Source organism: Mycobacterium neumannii (assembly GCF_002245615.1).
GTDB lineage: Bacteria > Actinomycetota > Actinomycetes > Mycobacteriales > Mycobacteriaceae > Mycobacterium > Mycobacterium neumannii_A.
In genome coordinates this window covers 16,555-33,890 of the sequence record NZ_NKCO01000024.1, presented here as the reverse complement: position 1 = coordinate 33,890, position 17,336 = coordinate 16,555, and the positions used below count along the sequence as shown (strand labels likewise).

Annotated in this window: 16 protein-coding genes and 2 pseudogenes; 10 read left to right on the top strand and 8 right to left on the bottom strand. The window is 65.6% G+C overall.

From position 1 onward, the window contains the following. Positions 1-15: 15 nt before the first annotated feature. The 5 genes from ripC to CEX88_RS21625 form a co-directional block, all read right to left on the bottom strand. Positions 16-1,107: a peptidoglycan hydrolase RipC gene (ripC, locus tag CEX88_RS21645; RefSeq protein ID WP_094295068.1), complete on the bottom strand. Its 1,092-nt coding sequence runs from the start codon at positions 1,105-1,107 to the stop codon at positions 16-18. Between the two features lie 1,222 nt (positions 1,108-2,329). Next, the gene (locus CEX88_RS21640) at positions 2,330-3,484 is read right to left on the bottom strand and encodes a lysozyme family protein (protein ID WP_238382152.1); all 1,155 of its coding nucleotides are present in this window, start codon (positions 3,482-3,484) and stop codon (positions 2,330-2,332) included. A gap of 667 nt (positions 3,485-4,151) precedes the next feature. After that, positions 4,152-5,060 carry a ParB/RepB/Spo0J family partition protein gene (locus CEX88_RS21635; RefSeq protein WP_094295067.1) on the bottom strand — a complete coding sequence of 303 codons (909 nt, stop codon included), beginning with the start codon at positions 5,058-5,060 and terminating at the stop codon, positions 4,152-4,154. Next, entirely contained in the window at positions 5,060-5,776 is a 717-nt protein-coding gene (locus tag CEX88_RS21630; protein WP_094295066.1) for a ParA family protein, read from the bottom strand. The genes CEX88_RS21635 and CEX88_RS21630 overlap by 1 nt, the downstream gene beginning before the upstream one ends. Positions 5,777-6,628: 852 nt before the next feature. Then, entirely contained in the window at positions 6,629-6,967 is a 339-nt protein-coding gene (locus CEX88_RS21625; RefSeq protein WP_238382151.1) for a helix-turn-helix domain-containing protein, read from the bottom strand. Between the two features lie 237 nt (positions 6,968-7,204). On the opposite strand from CEX88_RS21625, the gene CEX88_RS26545 reads away from it, so the two are divergent. Both CEX88_RS26545 and CEX88_RS21615 read left to right on the top strand, forming a co-directional pair. Then, entirely contained in the window at positions 7,205-7,339 is a 135-nt protein-coding gene (locus CEX88_RS26545; RefSeq protein WP_274381133.1) for a hypothetical protein, read from the top strand. Positions 7,340-7,503: 164 nt separating this feature from the next. Next, complete coding sequence (locus CEX88_RS21615; RefSeq protein ID WP_094295064.1) at positions 7,504-8,433, top strand: DUF2637 domain-containing protein; 930 nt, start codon at positions 7,504-7,506, stop codon at positions 8,431-8,433. Positions 8,434-8,445: 12 nt separating this feature from the next. Here CEX88_RS21615 and CEX88_RS26630 read toward each other — a convergent pair. The 3 genes and pseudogenes from CEX88_RS26630 to CEX88_RS21605 all read right to left on the bottom strand — a co-directional run. Next, positions 8,446-8,700: pseudogene (locus tag CEX88_RS26630) on the bottom strand (hypothetical protein); the annotation flags it as partial. 32 nt (positions 8,701-8,732) lie between these two features. Beyond that, positions 8,733-8,960 (bottom strand): annotated as a pseudogene (locus CEX88_RS26625) (putative immunity protein); the annotation flags it as partial. Positions 8,961-9,173: 213 nt separating this feature from the next. Beyond that, positions 9,174-10,013: a helix-turn-helix domain-containing protein gene (locus CEX88_RS21605; RefSeq protein WP_238382164.1), complete on the bottom strand. Its 840-nt coding sequence runs from the start codon at positions 10,011-10,013 to the stop codon at positions 9,174-9,176. Positions 10,014-11,310: 1,297 nt separating this feature from the next. On the opposite strand from CEX88_RS21605, the gene CEX88_RS26145 reads away from it, so the two are divergent. From CEX88_RS26145 to CEX88_RS21565, 8 genes are all read left to right on the top strand, one after another. Beyond that, complete coding sequence (locus tag CEX88_RS26145) at positions 11,311-11,454, top strand: hypothetical protein (RefSeq protein WP_202931604.1); 144 nt, start codon at positions 11,311-11,313, stop codon at positions 11,452-11,454. Continuing rightward, the gene (locus tag CEX88_RS21595; protein ID WP_094295062.1) at positions 11,454-13,079 is read left to right on the top strand and encodes a DUF4226 domain-containing protein; all 1,626 of its coding nucleotides are present in this window, start codon (positions 11,454-11,456) and stop codon (positions 13,077-13,079) included. The genes CEX88_RS26145 and CEX88_RS21595 overlap by 1 nt, the downstream gene beginning before the upstream one ends. Before the next feature lie 33 nt (positions 13,080-13,112). Continuing rightward, entirely contained in the window at positions 13,113-13,427 is a 315-nt protein-coding gene (locus tag CEX88_RS21590; protein ID WP_094295061.1) for a type VII secretion target, read from the top strand. Between the two features lie 9 nt (positions 13,428-13,436). Beyond that, positions 13,437-13,736: a DUF2694 domain-containing protein gene (locus CEX88_RS21585; protein WP_094295060.1), complete on the top strand. Its 300-nt coding sequence runs from the start codon at positions 13,437-13,439 to the stop codon at positions 13,734-13,736. Positions 13,737-13,746: 10 nt separating this feature from the next. Continuing rightward, complete coding sequence (locus tag CEX88_RS21580) at positions 13,747-15,543, top strand: hypothetical protein (protein WP_094295059.1); 1,797 nt, start codon at positions 13,747-13,749, stop codon at positions 15,541-15,543. Beyond that, positions 15,540-15,950: a YbaB/EbfC family nucleoid-associated protein gene (locus tag CEX88_RS21575; RefSeq protein ID WP_094295058.1), complete on the top strand. Its 411-nt coding sequence runs from the start codon at positions 15,540-15,542 to the stop codon at positions 15,948-15,950. The genes CEX88_RS21580 and CEX88_RS21575 overlap by 4 nt, the downstream gene beginning before the upstream one ends. A gap of 79 nt (positions 15,951-16,029) precedes the next feature. Continuing rightward, entirely contained in the window at positions 16,030-16,713 is a 684-nt protein-coding gene (locus tag CEX88_RS26410; RefSeq protein WP_238382150.1) for a hypothetical protein, read from the top strand. A 13-nt stretch (positions 16,714-16,726) separates the two neighbouring features. Further along, positions 16,727-17,068 (top strand): hypothetical protein, encoded by a 342-nt coding sequence (locus CEX88_RS21565; RefSeq protein WP_094295056.1) that lies wholly within the window; start codon positions 16,727-16,729, stop codon positions 17,066-17,068. Positions 17,069-17,336: the final 268 nt, after the last annotated feature.

Genomic DNA, 17,336 nt, shown 5'->3' with positions numbered 1-17,336 from the left:
CGCCGCGGCGGCGGCCTAGTACCGCCGCACGTTGTGAATCGGTGCCGACGAGATCGGCGCCACTTTCACCGGCGTTCCGTACGTCGACGCGTGCACCATCAACCCGTCGCCGATGTAAATCCCCGCGTGAGACACGTCAGCATAGAAGGTCACGATGTCGCCGGGCTGAACGTCTGAAAGCGCCACCGGCTGCCCGCCCTGCGCAAGCGCCTGACTCGACCGAGGCAACGACTTGCCGTTCTGCAGAAACGCCCACTTAATCAGCCCAGAGCAGTCGAACGCATCCGGACCGGTGGCTCCCCACGTATAAGGCGACCCCACCCGTGTCAGCGCCGCCTGGACCACCGCAACACCGTTCCCCAAGGAGGCCCCGCCCGCCGGGCCCGGCATAGCAACGATGCTCGGATCGCTCACCGGCGGAGTCGACGGCAAAGGAGGCGGCGCGGGGCCAGGGTCAGCCAGAATCGCTCGCTGATCAGGCGTCAAAGCGTCGTAGCGGGCCTGCACAGCAGCAGTCTGCTCCGCCATCCGACGCTGTTTGGCCTCCAGGTCGGTCCGCACTGCCGCGGCCTCATCGGCCGCAGTCCGTGCTTGGGCTGCCGACTTCGCAGACCCCTCCGCAGTTGCCGCGGCCCGCGCACTGGCCGACCGGAACGCAGCCATCTGCACAGTCAGCTCCGACGCAACCGTCTTCTGGACTGCCAGCTGATCGATCAAATCCTGAGGAGACGTCGCCGTCAACGCCGCCGCCAAGGTATCCGTGCGCCCCCCCACGTAGGCAGCCGCGGCCAACCTGTCGACGGCAGCCTGATACCTCACCAGATCGGCCGCCGCTGCATCCGCGGCCATGCGATCCGAAACCGCCCCCTTCTCCGCAACCTGCTGCGCTGCGAGCTTCTCGTCAAGGTCGATCTGCGCCGTGTGAATCTGCTCGGTGGTCTGCTCCGCCAGACGCGACAATTCAGTCAGTTCGGCAAGGGCATCAGCCGCCGGATCAGCGCGGACATCGGTTGCCAAAGGCGCTGCAACAACGCCGAAAGCAACCAAAATGCAGACGAGCCGTCTACCCAACGCGCGCGGCAGGACCGCCAGCACAGATGAATTCACAACAGCGAAAACCTTCGGCGAAGTGGGCAAGTACGTATTAGATACGTAGGTCACGGTTAGGTTACGAGGCCAGGCAGCCGCTGTCCAGCCGGGCCTTGCGAAACAACCGGTTTATCCGCTGACGGCCGGAACAGCCCTGAGATCCGGTGTCCCGTGTCCACGCCACTCGAAGCGAACCGCCCCGCGTCCCCGAATAGCACGGCGTGGCACATCCGATACAGGGGCGATGACGAGGACGCGCCCTGCAGGCGCCATCCGCGCCACCCGGCCGACCATGCGACGGTTCTGGCCAACGGCAGGTGCTACCAGCGCGCAGAAGAATGCGATCGCACCCCGACCTCCTCGCCGACACCATGCAGCGCGGCAAGGCAACTCCCGCTTACCTCAGGCTTTCTTGCCCGCCGCGTCGATCAGTCATCTTCGAGCTTGCGCGCTTGAGCGACGCGCCGCGCGTCGATCTCAACGGCCACGGCGAAACGATCGGGCGGCACCGCATCCGCTGGGCCGCACCGCCGGAATTTCTGCGCCGCCCGTGTGGTTCGACGCCATTTAGCCAGCACTTCTGTCCAGCTACCCAACTTCGGTATAAGGCCGCAATCCGTCACTGTGACGGCGCGCTGCTGTGGGCCGCATTGGCAGCCGCGGCCCAGCAGGATATGGGCGCCCACCGCCGCCGTGTCCGACGCGCACACATATTGCGCGGTGCGCCGGACTGCAACGCGGGTGCGACGGCTGCCTCAACGCGCCCTTCGGCGATCGTCGCTACCGGGATAGTGGCGCTGCCCCTCATACCATCGAAAAGTCCGCCATGGCCGCGCAGTCCAGAACTCCGCCTTTGACACGCCAGCCACCGACGAACGCTCAACTTCACCATTAGACGACCGAAAAGTGATGGTCGCCGTGGACACATGTACCTCCGTCCCACCGGCGCAATTCCACGCCTGTGACAGCGATCCACTCACCCACGGCCGCCCAGCGACCGCAGCTTCGGAGCCTCGATAATCCGGTGCTGACATCTGACAACTCCGCCACAACGGCGTGCAATCAGCTTGCGCGCTCGACTAAGTGAACTGCAAGAGCTGAGCCCTCGAAGCCGCAAAGCAATTCCACCAATAGTCTTACTTATTCTCATCCAGCCGGCGGATCCGCCATAAGCCGCCATCTCACATGAGAATCCGCCACGCAAATGCGAACCTACAAGAACAAAATCCCTCGATGCTGGTCAGTACCCCCGAGGGCTGGCGCTCGCGTTCGTCTGGGCCACCCGGGCGGCAAGGTTGGACCCATCCGGCCTCACGTCGTAGCGGTCCATGACGTAGTTCATCGAGGCGGCGATGTTGGCAACCGGTTCGTAGATGCTCGTCGAGGTGCCCGGCTGGTGATAGGCGGCGAAGGTGGTGGGGATGCACTGTGCGGGACCGCGGGAGCTGTTGGCCGGGGCGCCATCAGCCATCTGGGCGCCGTGGGCGTTGGAGTCGGACAGGTTGACGACATTGCCGTTATGGCCGCTTTCGCGGCCGGTGAGCGTCATGTAGCCTTCGTGCCACCTCGTGCGAGCCACCGGGTCGGTGACACCGCGGGCGTCCAGCGCGGCATTGATGGCCGCTGACATGGCCGCGGGCCCCTTGGGGAAGGTGCCGCGCCCGGCGAAACTGACGTCACCCACTGGGATCTTTGCGGCCGAAGAGTCCGGTGCGGCACCACGGGTCGCGGACGCCCGACGCGGCGACGACGAGCCCGAAAGGCCCGGAATCTTGCGGGTCAGGCCGGAGAGCGCCGACAGCGAGCCCAGCGGGGACATGGCGCCGCCGCCCATGGGCATTCCCATGCCGCCGCCCATCGACATGCCGCCGCCCATCGGCCGGCCACCGTAACCACCACCAGCAGAACGAATCATGTTCGCCAACGCGACGTTTCGCTGTTCGGATTTGGTGAGCAGGGCCTTGGCGCGGTCGAGCTGGCCTTCGAGATGATTGACCAGGACCTGCTTGCCCGCCGGGGTATCAGTGCTCGGGGCGATCGCATTGACCCCCGACCGGGTATCGCTCACCACGCCATTCATCCCGGCGCGGCCATCACGGGACTCGTTCGACGCCGCCACCACCTGCGGGCCCACCCCCCGATCGGCACCGATCACGTTGTCCAAAGCGGCCACACCACCGCCGCCAGTCAGCTTGTAGCCCTCTCCCCCACGACCACTCCAGGTCGCCGGCACCGTATCCACCGACACCCGCAGATCAGTCTTGAGGTTCTGCAACCCACTCGTCGAGGGCAACCCCGACGCCGACGCAGCCGGGCCGTACAACTCGCGCGCACCACCGAGCGCGTCTGCGGTCGCATCGACCAAGCCCTGCAAGGACATGAACGGCAGTATCACCCACCACCCACACCACCGACCACCACCAGAACCAAAATCGCTACTCGTCGTGCGGGACGATTCGGTTGTCGAACGCCACGAAAGTGCACGCCGGCGTCGGCTTAGGGTCATAGACCGTGCGCCAGCACGTCTGACACGTGTACGACCTGTGCGGGCCCAGTCCTACCCCGGCGCACGTGGAGCATTGCTGCGTCCCCACGAGAACCTGGCGAGGGCCGCGCAGCGGATGGCCGGCGGGGCAGAATTCCGGCGGGCCAGGCTCTGCGTAGCCCTTGGGCGTCGGTCTCAGCCGCCGCACCATCGCCCGATCATACGTTCAAAGGTTCTCGGCGTGCTTTCATTCGCCTCTAGCGCACGTGCTACGAGGGCCCGGGTGACGCTGCAAGCGTGGGGCGCCGCTCAACGATGGTGTTGTATCGACCCCATCGCCGCTCAACGCCCGGTCAGCTTCGACCAGCGCTTGGGGGTGGCCCACCCTCAAGCTAGGCTTCGTCACCCGCCCATTGCTGAGGCGCTCCGCAGTTGGCGCCGCTAAAACTGTTGATGCACAACATCACTGAGCGCAGCAGACTTTAGGCCTGCGACGGAGCTACTGCAGTTTTCCGCGGAAAACTGCCTTTTCCGCCGGGCAGTTTTCCGCGGAAAACCAGGCGGGCCCGCGACGCCTCTACTGCTTGACGAGCTTACGGAGCTGTGTCGCGAGAGTTCGCGCGCCGGCATCCCCAAGTTGACCGTGCAATGCAATTGCGAGCGCGCTTGGGTCGACGTCAAACCGCTTAAGTGCCCGACTCACCGACCGGGAGTGGGTCTGCGGCGCTCCGGGTCGGTCACCTTGCCCTCGTGACTCCTTCTCCCCTGCTGCGCCGTCCTGGCCCACCTGGTCAGTTTCAGTTTCAGCATTCGTGTCGGATTGCGCTCGATCCCAAGACGCCCGCTGCTCTTCCCAGGGGATTCGCGCAAGATCACGCGCCTCGCGGATCGGAAGTTCGCCGCGCCGAGTAGCTTCCTGAAGCTCGGGCGCCAGCTTGAGGAGTGCACGACGTTGGGACACCCAGGTTTTGCTCTTGTGTAGGTGGTCAGCCGCCGCGTCAGCACTGCCATACTCCCCCACCAGGCTCTCGACTGCACGAGCTTCTTCGATCACGTCGAAGCCTGACCTGTCGACGTTCTCGGCGATCACAGCGGTGAGAAGAGTTGCTCTGTCGGCAGCGAGTTCGTCCTTGATCACGATATCGAGCTCGGGCCGGCCGAACTGGTGCGCCGCTGCCAACCGCCGGTTGCCGAGAATCACAACCCAGCGCGCGTCGATCGGCGTATCGGGATACAACGCTTGATAGGCGCGTTTCGTGACGACTACGACTGGTTGCAGCTGATGCTGGACAATCGAAGCCAGCTCATCAAGGTTGCCGAGGGAGTCGCGCGGATTATGGGGATTACCGACAAGCTCGCGCAGCGGCACTGACCGCGACTGGCCGGCTCGGGGAATGATGGACGCGACTGATGCCCCGTCAACCGACGATTTGTCGCCGATAGTTTCGGCTAGCGCCGCGAAGCTCTTGACACCTCCGCGGCTCATCAGTGAACCTCCGCTGCCATCAACTCGTCGGCGAGGCTGTAGTAGTCCGACGCCGCGTTGGCTGCTTTCCCCGTCTTCTTGTACTGCGTGACGACCACTCCGTCGTTGGATGCATTCGTGTGGATTTTGTAGTGCCGGATCACGGTTTCAGCCAGGGGCCAACCGCGACCTCTAACAAACTCTTGGGTCTCGTTGAGCCAGTAGCTGCCATCGCGACTGTCGTGGTTGTTGATGAAGACGCGGTAGGGGAGCCCGCGCGGCTCCAAGATCTTGCGGATGGTTCGTGCGGTGGGGTCAAAGCACAGAGGCTCCGTCAGAATCGGAACCAGCACTTCGTCGGAAACGTCGAGCACGGTGCGTAGGGCATCTGCGGAGTGCCCAGAGCCAAGGCCGTCTCCGGAACCGTCGGGGTCCAAATCGAACCAGCCCGCGGTGTCGACATACACCTCGTCGATGCTTGGCAGGTTGTTCAACAGCGCCAGATGCTCAAGTGGATCGTCGTGGGCCTGGATCAGATAGAAGGGGAGTTCGCTGACTTGGCTCGCCCACCATGCGGCGGAACCCTGCGGGTCGATCGACACGGCGGCAACTCGAGGATCGGCATCGTCCGGCGAATCCTTACCTAGGCGCTCAGCGCGAACTGCGGCGAGGTTGACGGCTGCGGTGCTCTTGCCGACGCCACCTTTCTGGTTAAGTAACGTGATGACTCTGGACATTGCGTTAGCCCCTTGAGGTATACGAAATGCGCGAATGCGGCGCGCGAGAACGGTCGCCTGTAAGGCTACGTCCGCACGGTTGAATTGCCCTGGCGACACGCGCAACAGTCAAACAACTCCGCTAGTTTTCCGCGGAAAACCGAGCAGTGTCAGCTACCCCGCGGCTTACTCAAACCTGTCCGTGATCGCGTTCAGGAGTATGCCCCAAGCGGCTGTGACCAGCGCGTTCGCGTCAGTTTTCCGCGGAAAACTGCAATGTCGACCGGGTTCTCCGCGGAAAACTGGCCTTGTGGGAGTTGCCATCGGCGTACTCAATCGAGGGTCGATACGCCGCAGCTTGGAGGCAAGTCGGTCGAGCGTCCACGGACCGCGATGGGGGAGGGGCCGCCGGTACCAGACACATTCCGTTCGACCCCAGCGGCCGCGGCTGTCGATCCTCGCTGCCGCCACGGCTCCATCGGGACTCCATGCAGCTCCCGCGTGCGCGGCCCGGCGCAGGCCGCCCTGATAGGTCCGCCGCCGGTGAGGCTCAAGGCTCGGCGATAGCGCATCGCAGCCCAGCGACAATCATCCGTGGGCAACTGCCGCCGGGTTGGTCCGATGGCTCGACGGGCCCTTGCGTTCTGGTAGCCAGTCGCTTGGAGGCTCCACGCCCGGCATCTACGCGTCCGGCCGGGGGCTGCGGTGCTGTCGGTGGGTCGGGGGAGGGCGCAGCGCAAAAGCGTGATCGAAGGGTGTGGCGCGAGCTCATTTGCGCTGGCCCGCCATGGTGGACCGTGCCTACGCTCCTTAGGCCGCTGCGCTCAGAACGGCGCGCTCAAGGTTGCCCGGCGGCGTCCCTCGGGTCGGCCGCTACGCCCGGGGTTTGACGTCCGCGGCGGTGACGTCCGCGGCCAGCGCTTGATGTAGCAGCTCGATTGCAGCGTCCCAGATTGGATGCGGGTTTCTGCGGTAGTAGACGCGGCCCATGCCGTCTTGTCGCGTGATGAGGCCAGCCTCAGCGAGGTCCTTCAACGGGGTTTGCAGTGCGCTCTGCGCAGGAAAGTTCAGCTCGGCGGCTAAGTCGCTGGGGTTGACTAGGCCGTCACCCTGGGCAATGGCGGCCATCGTCGCCAGCCGGTGTTTCTGCCCAAAGACAACCGAGGAGAGCTTCTGCACTCCCGCCGATTGCGCATAGGACACGCCTGACATGCTATTACAGGAATCGTGTTACACAGTTCGTGTTACTGATATTCTGTTACACAGATCCCGTAATGGCTGGTCAAGAGCTTAGAGCAGCCTTCCCAACGAGCTGATCGGAGCGGTCTGGTGGCGGACATCAGTGCGAGCGAAGACACGGCTGGTCGACGGCGCAACTGGCGCCACCGGGAGACCCGTGCTTCATCCAAACTCGTGGCCAAGCGTGTCAGCGAGGAAGATCATTCAGCATTGACTCGGTACGCTCAGTCCCGTGGGGTCAAGGTTGCCGAGCTGCTGGCGCCGGCGGTGGAGGACCTCATCGCCCGAGCGCATGCGTTCTGTGAGCAGGACGATGCGCTGCCGCGCCCGTTGAAGGTGTCCTAGAGCCTCGACTGATTCCTGCAGGCCTCAGCTGTCGACTGAGGTCGTCCAAGCGCGTGCAGGCTCTGCCCGGCGATCTGGCCCGAATGTGCCCGTAGTCGTGGACAGCGCGAAAGTCGGTCGGGAATGCTGCGCTGTGACGGCCCAGCAACGAAGGCGGACATTTGATGACGGCATTGCTTAGTGACGCCGCGTGCGGCTCGCTACAGGAGGATGAACCCCGTCCTGACCGCACCAACGGTCTTGCAGACGGCACCAGACCCTTAGCGCTCAACGAGGAGCAATCAGCCTTATCTGCCAGTGCGAGGCACTCCCATCAAGCGTCGAAGCTATCGCTCGTTCGTATAACCCGCGCCGCGGCGGTCGGAATCACCGTCCTAGTTGCAGTTTTCAGCTTCGCGCTTTCATTTTCATCGCTGGCTGATCTCGCGGCTCGCACGGTGTGGCCGGACAAGTTCGCGTGGCTGTGGCCGGTCATCATTGACGGGACGATCGTGCTTGCGACGATGGCGCTGGTGACGTTTTCTGCCTACCCGGAACAGCGCGGACCCCGCCGGTACTTTTGGGCGCTACTAACGGTGGGCGCAGCAGTCAGCGTGGCGGGGAATGCCGTACACGCAATGCTGCCCGACGGCCGGCTGCCCGAGCAGCCATTGGGATCGTTGGGTGCCGCGGCGGTCGCCTGCGTTCCGCCATTGGCGCTGGTACTCGTGACGCACGGGCTTTCCATTTTGTGGCGATTCACGCCCTACGAGCAGCCCGACGAGACTGCCCAACGACGGGAAGACGCCCTAGCCCTAGCGGCTGACCGCCTTGAACGATGGGAAGCCGTGGCCGCAGCAATTCACGAACGCGGGCAAATAACCTCCTATCCCACAGCCAAGATCGCGGCCGCCCTCCGGCTTCTCCACGACACTCAACCGCCCCTTGCGCTGCGTCAGATCGGTCAGCGGCTCGACCTGCGGCACGACACGGTGGCAAGAATCCGAGACGCCGCGAAAAGTGTGCTCGCCGAGAGCACCCTACGACCGGGGGCTGCTCGGTCCCCGATTTCGGGTGACGTTTCCGAGCGGTCGTCAGTAGACCAGGAACGATGAGTGGCCCGTCGCCTAAGTGTGCTGCTCCTCATGCAGCTGCCGCCCAAGCGGTTCAGAAGCCGGCGCCCTTGCGAACTGATACCCGGAGGCCCCGCCGGCCTTCTTCAACCACGATGCGGTCCATGATTCTGCGCGCAGATGATCCGGGAGCTGGCCGGCCTGCCACTGACGCTCCTCGTACATGTCGTCCACACTCTGGTCCGGCGATCGTGCAGCGATAGCGCGGAGTGCATAATAGGCACCCCCATATGGGTGTTGCGGCACGTGGGCAGTGGGGCAGTGGCGACTGCCTGGCCCGCCACGCGAGCAGCCGCGATAGCAGCTGGATCAATGATCTCTTTGGCGGCCGAATGGGCATCCAGCGACGCCTTACGGATCACAGCCACGCTGATCTGACCAGTGCTTACCCACACACGCCCAGTCTCGATTGCCCGCCGGGGACGCAGGTCGATGGGATCAACCGCCTCGAAGGTCGGCAACACGCGCTCGGCGCAATCAAGTGCCCATGTCGCCATTGCACGCTGATCGTCACGCGAGTACTTCTAACTCACCACCTTTCATCCGGGGACAAAGACCGCCCACAACCTCAGTCTGGCGTGTCACGGACCTCATCAGACAGCACACCTAATCGGCGAAATGCCTTTAACTGAAACTGTTGTTCGGTTCGGCCGTCGCTTAACGACGTCGCCGGTCCCGGCTCCGCCCCAACAATCTTGGGGGAGCCAGCCGCCGAAGATTGATCATCGGCCCCGCCGCCGGGTTATTGCCGCCAACACTGCGGCGACCTCAGCGCGTCCCGGGCCATGCAGTGCTTCCCGTCCGACTTCCCTTCCACGGGCGTGCTCCTGGCGCTCAGCTTCGCGCTGGATAGCCCGTTCCGCGCGCTGAGCGGCCTCAGCAGCAGCGGCGGCTTCCGCGTACGCCATAGGCCGCACCGACAGCTCGTTATGCGCCGTGTACGCCGCCAAGATGGCTCCGATCAGCCCGATCGGCCGAGGGGGAGCGTCAGAAATCCGGTGGCCACCGATCAGCCATTCCGACACAGCCGCGTTCAGGTCCTCGGCGGTCCATCCGGCACGGGCCGGCGCGGCCAGAACCGCTGCCCAGGCGCCGGTACCGTACTTGCGTGACCACGGTGGAGCCTTCGGATGCTCGCGCCACGTTCGCGCCAAGCGCTGCCCGTTTCTGTCGATGTTTCGGCGGCGCGTAGCGACGCCTTGCCGGGCGCCTCTGGCGCCCGCGTGGGTAGTAACCAGTCTCCTTAAAGGTGAGATAGCTGTCTTAAGTGGGGACCGTTCCAGGTGGGGTGTCAGTATGTGGATAACCCGGGTGACCTGCTGGTTGTCGTGCAACGCCCAGACTGAGGCCCACCCACGGGATCGATCACCCATCCGCCAGGACGCCATCCGCTCCACGAACGTCCGCTGGCGGCCGCGGACCACCTCGGTGGCCACGCCGAGCAGACGTAAGCACTCCCGCGCCCGCTGAACAGTACGTTCCGAGAACCCCGTCCGCGTCGCGAGCGTCGCCACACTCGGCCGGCAGTTTCGTCCGGTGCTGCGGTCAGCGAAGCGCGCCATTTCCGCGGCGATGGTTACCACGGCTCGCTTGGAGACCGGCGCCGTCATCTGTTCCCGGATCTGTGGGTACCGCTGGTCGTAGGCGCACGCCACGGTGACCTGTGCCCAACGTGTAGGGCCTCCGCTCCAGCACGCGACGCCGGCATGGGCGTCCGACCCGAGTTCGAGGTTGACGAACTGGGCGGGAGAGGGCAGATCGCGCCCGGCCATACGGCGACCACGACGGATAGCCAAGACGTCCGCCACCGGAGTGGTTCGGATCGTGCCGCGGCGACGCACGGCGGTGCTGCAGCCGCGATATGCACGGGGCGAATTGTCCACATTCGGGGTGGACATATGGAGAAACGCGGTGCGCAAGTCTGGACCAGTGCCAACGCATGCGCTACCGTGAGACCTGTCTTCCACGACAGTTCCCTTCGGGGAATGTGGCGTTCGCGCCCGACCCGCCCTCCGGTTCCAGCCGGGGGGCAAAGTCGTTTTATCGGCGCTTTCGCCTATTCAGATGTGGGAAGTTGGCAGTGGTTCCTCATGGCACCACTGGCGTCGTCACATCGCCAAGGGCAAACCCTCCTGAATCGCTGATAGGGGTAGGGCACCCCCACCGAGGATCTCGGCGATGGCACGAGCGTTGTACACCGAGCGGGGGAGTCCAGCGTCCTGTGCTCGCGCGACGAGCTCGCCAGCGACGGCTGGGTGGACTCGTACTGTGCAATGTCTCGTAGCGGTGCTGGGCCGTGTCAGTGCGCGGACGTCGGTCCCGACGCGGAGCGTCAGGATCGGCTGGTGGTGTCGAATAAGGTCAGGACGGTCGACGTGCCATGCCAGGAGGTCGGCCAGAAATGGTGACCGGTCGAGACATGCACGCGTCTGGTCCACCAGGCGTTCCAGGCTCGGCCAGAAGGTGGCAGTGACGACCACTCGCGGACCGAGATGCGGGCGGCCGCGGGGTGTAGCCGCCTGTTGCGCAGTCAATTGCGTTGCTCCTCTCACGGTCGTTTCGCGCTTGTCGCTGGTCCCTGACGGCGTCGATCTTGTGACCTCTGCGGCTCCTGATGCGAGTGGTACTTGACGAAGTTTCGCACGCAAGTGGCGGATTAACCGCCGAGACACGCTGGTCACCACCAGATCGTGGCAAGGTTCGAGCAGAGCTGATCCTTACGCACCCTCTTTCAGAAAGCCACCGACACGCCGAACATTGGAGATCAGATCGTGATCTTGGGGGTGTCGGCACCGAGATTTACAACGAATGTGCCAAGGGTGGTGGACCGCCACCGCCTGCAAATCTATGGTCCGACGCATGAACTCCTTTGTCGCGCATCTGCTGGCCGCAGTGCTCGCCGACGCAGCCGATCAGCTGTCCGGCACACCGCCCAGTGCGCAGATCTCGGTGGCAGACAGAACCGTCTCGTGCTGCGGAGGCGCTGAGGCAAGGGGCCGCTAATGGCCACCGCGGCCGAAGTCGTGGCGGCAGTTGACCACATCATGCGGTTCAAGCCTGACTGGCGCGGAACCCTCAACGACTCCGACTTCGCCGCGCTCAACGAGATGTACCAGCGGGCCAAACATCACCCGGAGGAATGGCTGAGCAACCGCGATCTGCCCACCACGATCGACGACAAGTATCTGGGTGCGCTGCGGCTGGACAATCCCACCCTCTTCGATGGGGGGAAGCTGGTCGACCCGCTCGGCGCGCCCCCGGCGACAGTGCCGGCCAGTGTCGACGCCCCGCCTGCCGCGCCTGGCCAGGCCCCCCCAGCGCCTGCCGACGACGGCTTTTCCGGTCGTGCGGCTGAGGCTTCTCAGCGTGTCGATGACGCGTTGGCCAAGAACACGACCGCACTGGCCGAGGCCGACGAAGAACTCGTCGATGCGGTTCTGGGTGCCAAGACCGGATCCGATGAGGGCAAGGCGCAGCTGCAGGCACTGCAAGCTGCACTGGTGGACCAAATCCACAAGCTGGGACCAACTTTGGACACTCCGGCCGGTCAACAGCAGCTCAACGACTTTCTGCAGAGCAAGACTCAAGAAATCCTGGGCATCGTCAAGTCCTCCGGCATGGACGCCGAATCCAAGGCCGAAGTGCTCGATGCGCTTTCGCAGCGCTACGACGCGGTGAAGGACTCGGCTGGTTCCGGTACCGGCTCCACGGACCCGGCCACGACCGGGGGCAACGGCCAAAGCGGTAGCGGCACAGGCGGTTCCGCGGGAGGCGCACCGGCACCGGCCGACACTGGCACCGGGGCTGGCGACCCCCTGGCCAGTGACCCTCTGCTGGATGGGTTGGCCTCTGATCCGCTGATGGCAGGCCTTGGTGGGTTGGCCGGACCGGCGATGGGTGCGCTGTCTGGGCTTCCGGGCGCGATGGGCTCGATGATGCCGGGAATGGGCGGCTTCGGCGGCGGAGGTGGCCTGGGCGATTTGGGCGGGGCGATCGGCGGCGCGATCAAGGAAGCTGCGTCCGCGCGACCGCCTGAGGACGACCCTGCCGAGGCGCTCAAGGATGATCCGCTGGCGGCCACGCCGGACGGTTCTGAGCGGGACAACCCTGAGGATGAAAAGTCCGACGAAGCCGCTGCCGACGACGCCAAGACAGATGACCCGGCGACCGAGCCCGCGGCGGCAAAGCCTGCTGACGGAGCACAGCCTCAGCCGGTAGCCGCTGAAACCGGTCAGGTTCCTCCTGCCCAGCCCGGCCCCGACGTTTCGGTGAAGCTGCCGGACGGATCGACCGTCACCGCAGAGAGCCCGCAGCTGGCCCACGCCGGCCGCCTGGTCCTCGAAGGCGCCAGCCTCGACGACGCGGCCGGACAGGCCCACATCACAGTGCTGCCCCCCGGTGCACCGGTCAACGATCCGGTCTCGCCCAGCCAACTCAGAATGATGGACTACGCCCAGTTCACCGATCACCGCGTGATGGCCCTGGGCAACGGCAAGGTCTGGCTGAACGGACAGGTCACCCCTGTTGAGGAGATGCCCACCGGCCCGAATTTCCTGGGCTGGGCACGTCCGCAGATCCAGACAGCCCCTGCAGCTCCGGCAGCAACCGTGCTGGCGGGGGCCAATTGAGTGTCCGCACCTACAGACGAACGGGGTTAAATTATGAGTGTGGTTGTACAGGTCGATCCCTCTGAGCTGCGTCGTCGCGCAGAAGTGCACGCGCAGGCGATCGATCAGATCGTGGCCGCACGCGCCGACAACGAGCGGATGACGACTGAGGCGCAAACCTTGGGCCCGCTGTATCACCAGGTCAAAGCGTCGGTCAGCGAGGTTGCAGCCAAGCGCGACGCCGCGTTGGCCAGCGAGCAGGCTCGGCATGAGCAGATGCGTGACGCCCTGCTGGCCTCGGCAGCTGAGTACGAGCGAGTCGAGGCTGAGAACCGGGCGCGCGTGACCATCAGCCCGTCCGACACTTAAGGGGGGCTGGTGTTTGAGTCGGCGCAGCAGACAACGGTGGAAGTCTTCGAGGCAACCAGCCACGACGAGTCCATCATCGTCTCTGTCGACCGCCAGGGTGCGTCGGTCGGGGTGCAGCTGGAGCCCGAGGCGATGGATCTCGCCGACGAGGAGCTCGCGGCGCGGATCATCCGCCTGAACACCCTGGCTTACCTGCGATCACAGTTGGCGCTGCGGTTGGAGATGGAAGGCAATCGTGTGGAGAACGTGGGCTCGTTTCTGCCCACTGAGGACCAGGTGGCCGCGTTCGCTATGACCATCGACTTTTAAGGGGGGAGACATGCCAAGCAGTGGGGGGCCACGCGTTGATGTCGACTTCGGCGGGATGGCCACGCTCGCCGCGAGGATGACCTCGGCCGCAGGCAGTCTGGCCGCGCTGGCCGCTGCGCCCCCCGTGCACGCCCCGCTGGCGCCAGACGAGGTGTCGACCACGGCGGCGGCGCGGCTCTCCGAGCATGGGGGAGTGCTGTCCAGTCGGGCATTGGATGGTGCGGCAGTCCTCACCGCCGCCGCCCAAGCCGTGGCCGCGGTGAGCATGGACATGGCTGAACGCGAAGCCGCCAATGCCGCATCACTGGCGTTGCGAGGGGCACCCGCGGCACCGGTAGGCGGACCGGCGACCCAGGCTGCAGTCAAGACCAACGCGGTAGCTCCTGACACCCCGATTTCCCCGATGGCCCCGCGACCCGGGGAGGTGACCGCTGGGCTGATCGAGGCGGGCAGCAGCAGCACCGGCACGACCTTTCACACTGCCTGCCAGGCCTACCAGGGCGCTTTTGAGGCGTGCGCCGTCGCTGCCCGAAACGCTGAGAGCGCCGTAGCGGCCGGCATCACCGGGCGAACCGGACCACAGCTGGCGGCCTCGCTGAACAAGTTCGCATCCTGGGCCGATCAGATGGCGTCCCACTCCGCCACGGTCGCCCAAGCCGCACAAGATCACGGTGGCCGCTTTGACCGCACCCAGCAAGAAACTCCGCGCACCCAGGCGTTCGCCGACACGCGGCAGTCCATGACCCGCGCGCAGATGCTGATGATGCAGACCGGCGGCCTGATGGGCGCTGACCAGTTCGTGCGGTACGGCAATCACCTGCAGCAGCTCGACACCACAGCCACCACGGCAGGGGTGTCCTATCACCTAGGCGAGTTGCCCCAAGCTCCGCCGCCACCGCCGCCGGTCACCGACATCGTGAAGGACGGGTCCAGTACGCCGAGCGAAGGGTCCGGGCAACCAGGGGAGCGGAAGCCCGGCGACGGCGAAGATCAGTCCGGCGCAGCTGCGTCGTCAGATACCGGCGCCGCGGCCAGCGAGACCGGGGGCGGCGACCCCTTGGCCGACCCACTGGCCGATCCTGCCGCCGATCCTCTGCTGGCCGGCGGCGAGGGCGCTTCGCCGATGGGCGGTGACCCGATGCAGCAGATGTTGCCGATGGCGGCAATGGTTCCTTCCATGCTCGCAGGCGCTCTCGGTGGCGCCATGGGGGCAGTGACCAGCGTCCCGCAGCAGCTGATGGGCGCCGCTCAGCAGGTCATGCAAGGTGCTGCGTCAAGCCTTCAGGAGGAGCCTGACCTCGGGCTCGACGACGCTTCGCTCGATGACGCAGGACTGTCTGACTTCGGTGGTGGCCTCGGCAGCGGCGGTGGTGGCGGCGGTGGGGGCGGCATGGAGCCAGCCGGTCTCGACACCTCTCTGCCTCCAGGCGGGGGCGCGCTGGCCGCTGCCTCAGCGCCCACCGGTGGGGCACCGTCGCTGCCGTCGAGCGGTGGGGCGGTCCCGCCCGGCTCACCCGCGCCCGCCGGTGCCGGTATGGGCGGGATGGGAATGATGCCGCCGATGATGGGCGGCATGGGTGCCGGTGGCGGCGCTGGTGGCGATCGGGCGAAACCGCCACCGGACAAGACCGTGGTCATCCCCTCCATTCCGAACGGGGAACCGGTCAAAGGTGAAGTTGAGCGCCGCCAAACTGTCAGCGTCGACAACGCCGCCGCAACCAAAGCGACACCTACTGATCGGGCTGCGCCAGGGCGGCCGCGCCGCCGCGTCACAATGCCACCCGATCCCGAAGGGGATGCGAAATGACCGCAGCACACGGATCCGCCGCGAGGCCGGCGACCACACCGACCAACGGTGCCCGCCCGGCTGCCTACAAATCGGACGCCGAGCTGGTCGCCCAAGCCGTCGCGCGCATCGAGCGTGTGCAGCAGACCCTGCGGGATCTCCGCAAGAAGTGGGCCAGCATCGACGTACACATGGAAAGCGCTGATGGCGATGTCCAGCTGTCGGTCAATCACCATGGGCGGCTGGTGTCATTGTCGCTGGCCCCGGGATGCACCACCCGCTACACCAACGAGGGACTCGAGCGGGTCATCAGCACGACGTTGCAAGCCGCGGTCGCCGACGCCTACGCCGAGCGTGAAGTCATCGAGCAGAACGCAGAAAAGGCAGCCGAGGAGGCAGCCCGGCTACTCAACAACCTTCAGCAATGAAGAGCCCGCAGCGAGCTGGTTATGGCGGATCGGGCCGTGCTGGTAGCCACATGTCGTCTATCGGCGTTACGGTTGATGTATGAGTGAGGGCACGTCACCGCAGGTCGGACCCGCTGCCGCGGGTCCCGGCTCGCCGTGGGCACCCCCACGCGGACCAGAGCAGCCACCCGTGGGTGGATTCCCGCCGCCGGGCAGCCCGACCGGTGTGCTGCCTCCTCATGCGTCCCAGGCAGCCCCGTACATGCCGCCGCCGGCAACCCCGCCGCGTCAACGCACGCCGAAGTTGGTGTGGGGACTCTCGGGCGGCGCAGTCGTACTTGCGGTAGCGGCAGTAGTGATGGGCGCTCTTGCTTGGACGCGCCCCGACCCAGCGCCGGTCACCACAACAGTGACGCCCTCCGCACCTGTTTATAGCGCCGAGGAAGTCAGCGCTGCCCGCGACGAGGCGTGCGCGGCAGCTAAGTCGGTGGTTGCCGCCGTCTACGAGGCCTCCGTGCCCCTCGTAGCGGCGCTACCCAACCGAGAGAGCCCCGAATACAAAGCCGCACTCGCCAATGAGCAGGCGGTGGTCCTGGTGGAGATGGAGTACCTGCGGCTGCACATCCCGCCGGCCACGCCACGCGAAATTGCTGACCCGATGGGCGACTACATCGATGCCACGCTTGCCGTGCTGGCCGCCGATACCAGCGGCCAGGACCGCAACCTACCCGCACAGCAGGGCCAGACCGCGATGGACAAAGCCCACGCGGCCTGCCAGAAGTAGAAGGGACAACTTAATGCCTGCAGTTACCAAGCCCTTCAACCTCAAGCCGGTCGAGGCTCACGCCGCGAACGCGTCGGCTCCTGCGTTGGTTGCCGAGACTGTGGCCCAAGCGCCGTCTGGCGCAGCGTCATCCGGCGCTGTTGCTGCCTGCGCGGCCCGTCCGATGTGGGCGCCGCTGACAGAGACCATTGCCGAGGATGAAGTAATTCGCCAGGGCCTCAACGCGGGCGGCGGACGGCGGATCGCGGGCATCTATCAGCGCAAGACTGAGTCCGTCACGTCGATGGAAACGATCGAGAACGAAAACCGGCAGTCGCTCACCCTCATCCCCAGCGGAGGGACCGTAACGGTATGACTACTTACGCGACCTCAGCGACCCACCAGCACCCCCAACCCGGTGGTCCACCCGCACCTCCCCCCCAAAACGCGGGTGGGCCACCAGCTCAACTGACACCGCGACCACGCCGCACCGGAATCGTCGCCGCTGCAAGCGCATTCGCCATTGCCGCCGCCGCGACAGTAGGAACGGCGGTCGCGCTCGGCAGCCCGATCACACCTGCTCAGCACATGGTCAACGTGTCCCCCCCACCATCACCAGCCGATTACAGCAGCGCCGAAGTCCT

Excerpts from the sequence above, each read along its gene's own strand:
- CEX88_RS21635 (WP_094295067.1), bottom strand. The coding sequence starts at position 5,060 with ATGAGCCGCGGAGGTGTCAAGAGCTTCGCGGCGCTAGCCGAAACTATC.
- CEX88_RS21630 (WP_094295066.1), bottom strand. The coding sequence starts at position 5,776 with ATGTCCAGAGTCATCACGTTACTTAACCAGAAAGGTGGCGTCGGCAAG.
- CEX88_RS21625 (WP_238382151.1), bottom strand. The coding sequence starts at position 6,967 with ATGTCAGGCGTGTCCTATGCGCAATCGGCGGGAGTGCAGAAGCTCTCC.
- CEX88_RS21615 (WP_094295064.1), top strand. The coding sequence starts at position 7,504 with ATGACGGCATTGCTTAGTGACGCCGCGTGCGGCTCGCTACAGGAGGAT.
- CEX88_RS21605 (WP_238382164.1), bottom strand. The coding sequence starts at position 10,013 with ATGGCGCGCTTCGCTGACCGCAGCACCGGACGAAACTGCCGGCCGAGT.
- CEX88_RS26145 (WP_202931604.1), top strand. The coding sequence starts at position 11,311 with ATGAACTCCTTTGTCGCGCATCTGCTGGCCGCAGTGCTCGCCGACGCA.
- CEX88_RS21595 (WP_094295062.1), top strand. The coding sequence starts at position 11,454 with ATGGCCACCGCGGCCGAAGTCGTGGCGGCAGTTGACCACATCATGCGG.
- CEX88_RS21590 (WP_094295061.1), top strand. The coding sequence starts at position 13,113 with ATGAGTGTGGTTGTACAGGTCGATCCCTCTGAGCTGCGTCGTCGCGCA.
- CEX88_RS21580 (WP_094295059.1), top strand. The coding sequence starts at position 13,747 with ATGCCAAGCAGTGGGGGGCCACGCGTTGATGTCGACTTCGGCGGGATG.
- CEX88_RS21575 (WP_094295058.1), top strand. The coding sequence starts at position 15,540 with ATGACCGCAGCACACGGATCCGCCGCGAGGCCGGCGACCACACCGACC.
- CEX88_RS26410 (WP_238382150.1), top strand. The coding sequence starts at position 16,030 with ATGAGTGAGGGCACGTCACCGCAGGTCGGACCCGCTGCCGCGGGTCCC.
- CEX88_RS21565 (WP_094295056.1), top strand. The coding sequence starts at position 16,727 with ATGCCTGCAGTTACCAAGCCCTTCAACCTCAAGCCGGTCGAGGCTCAC.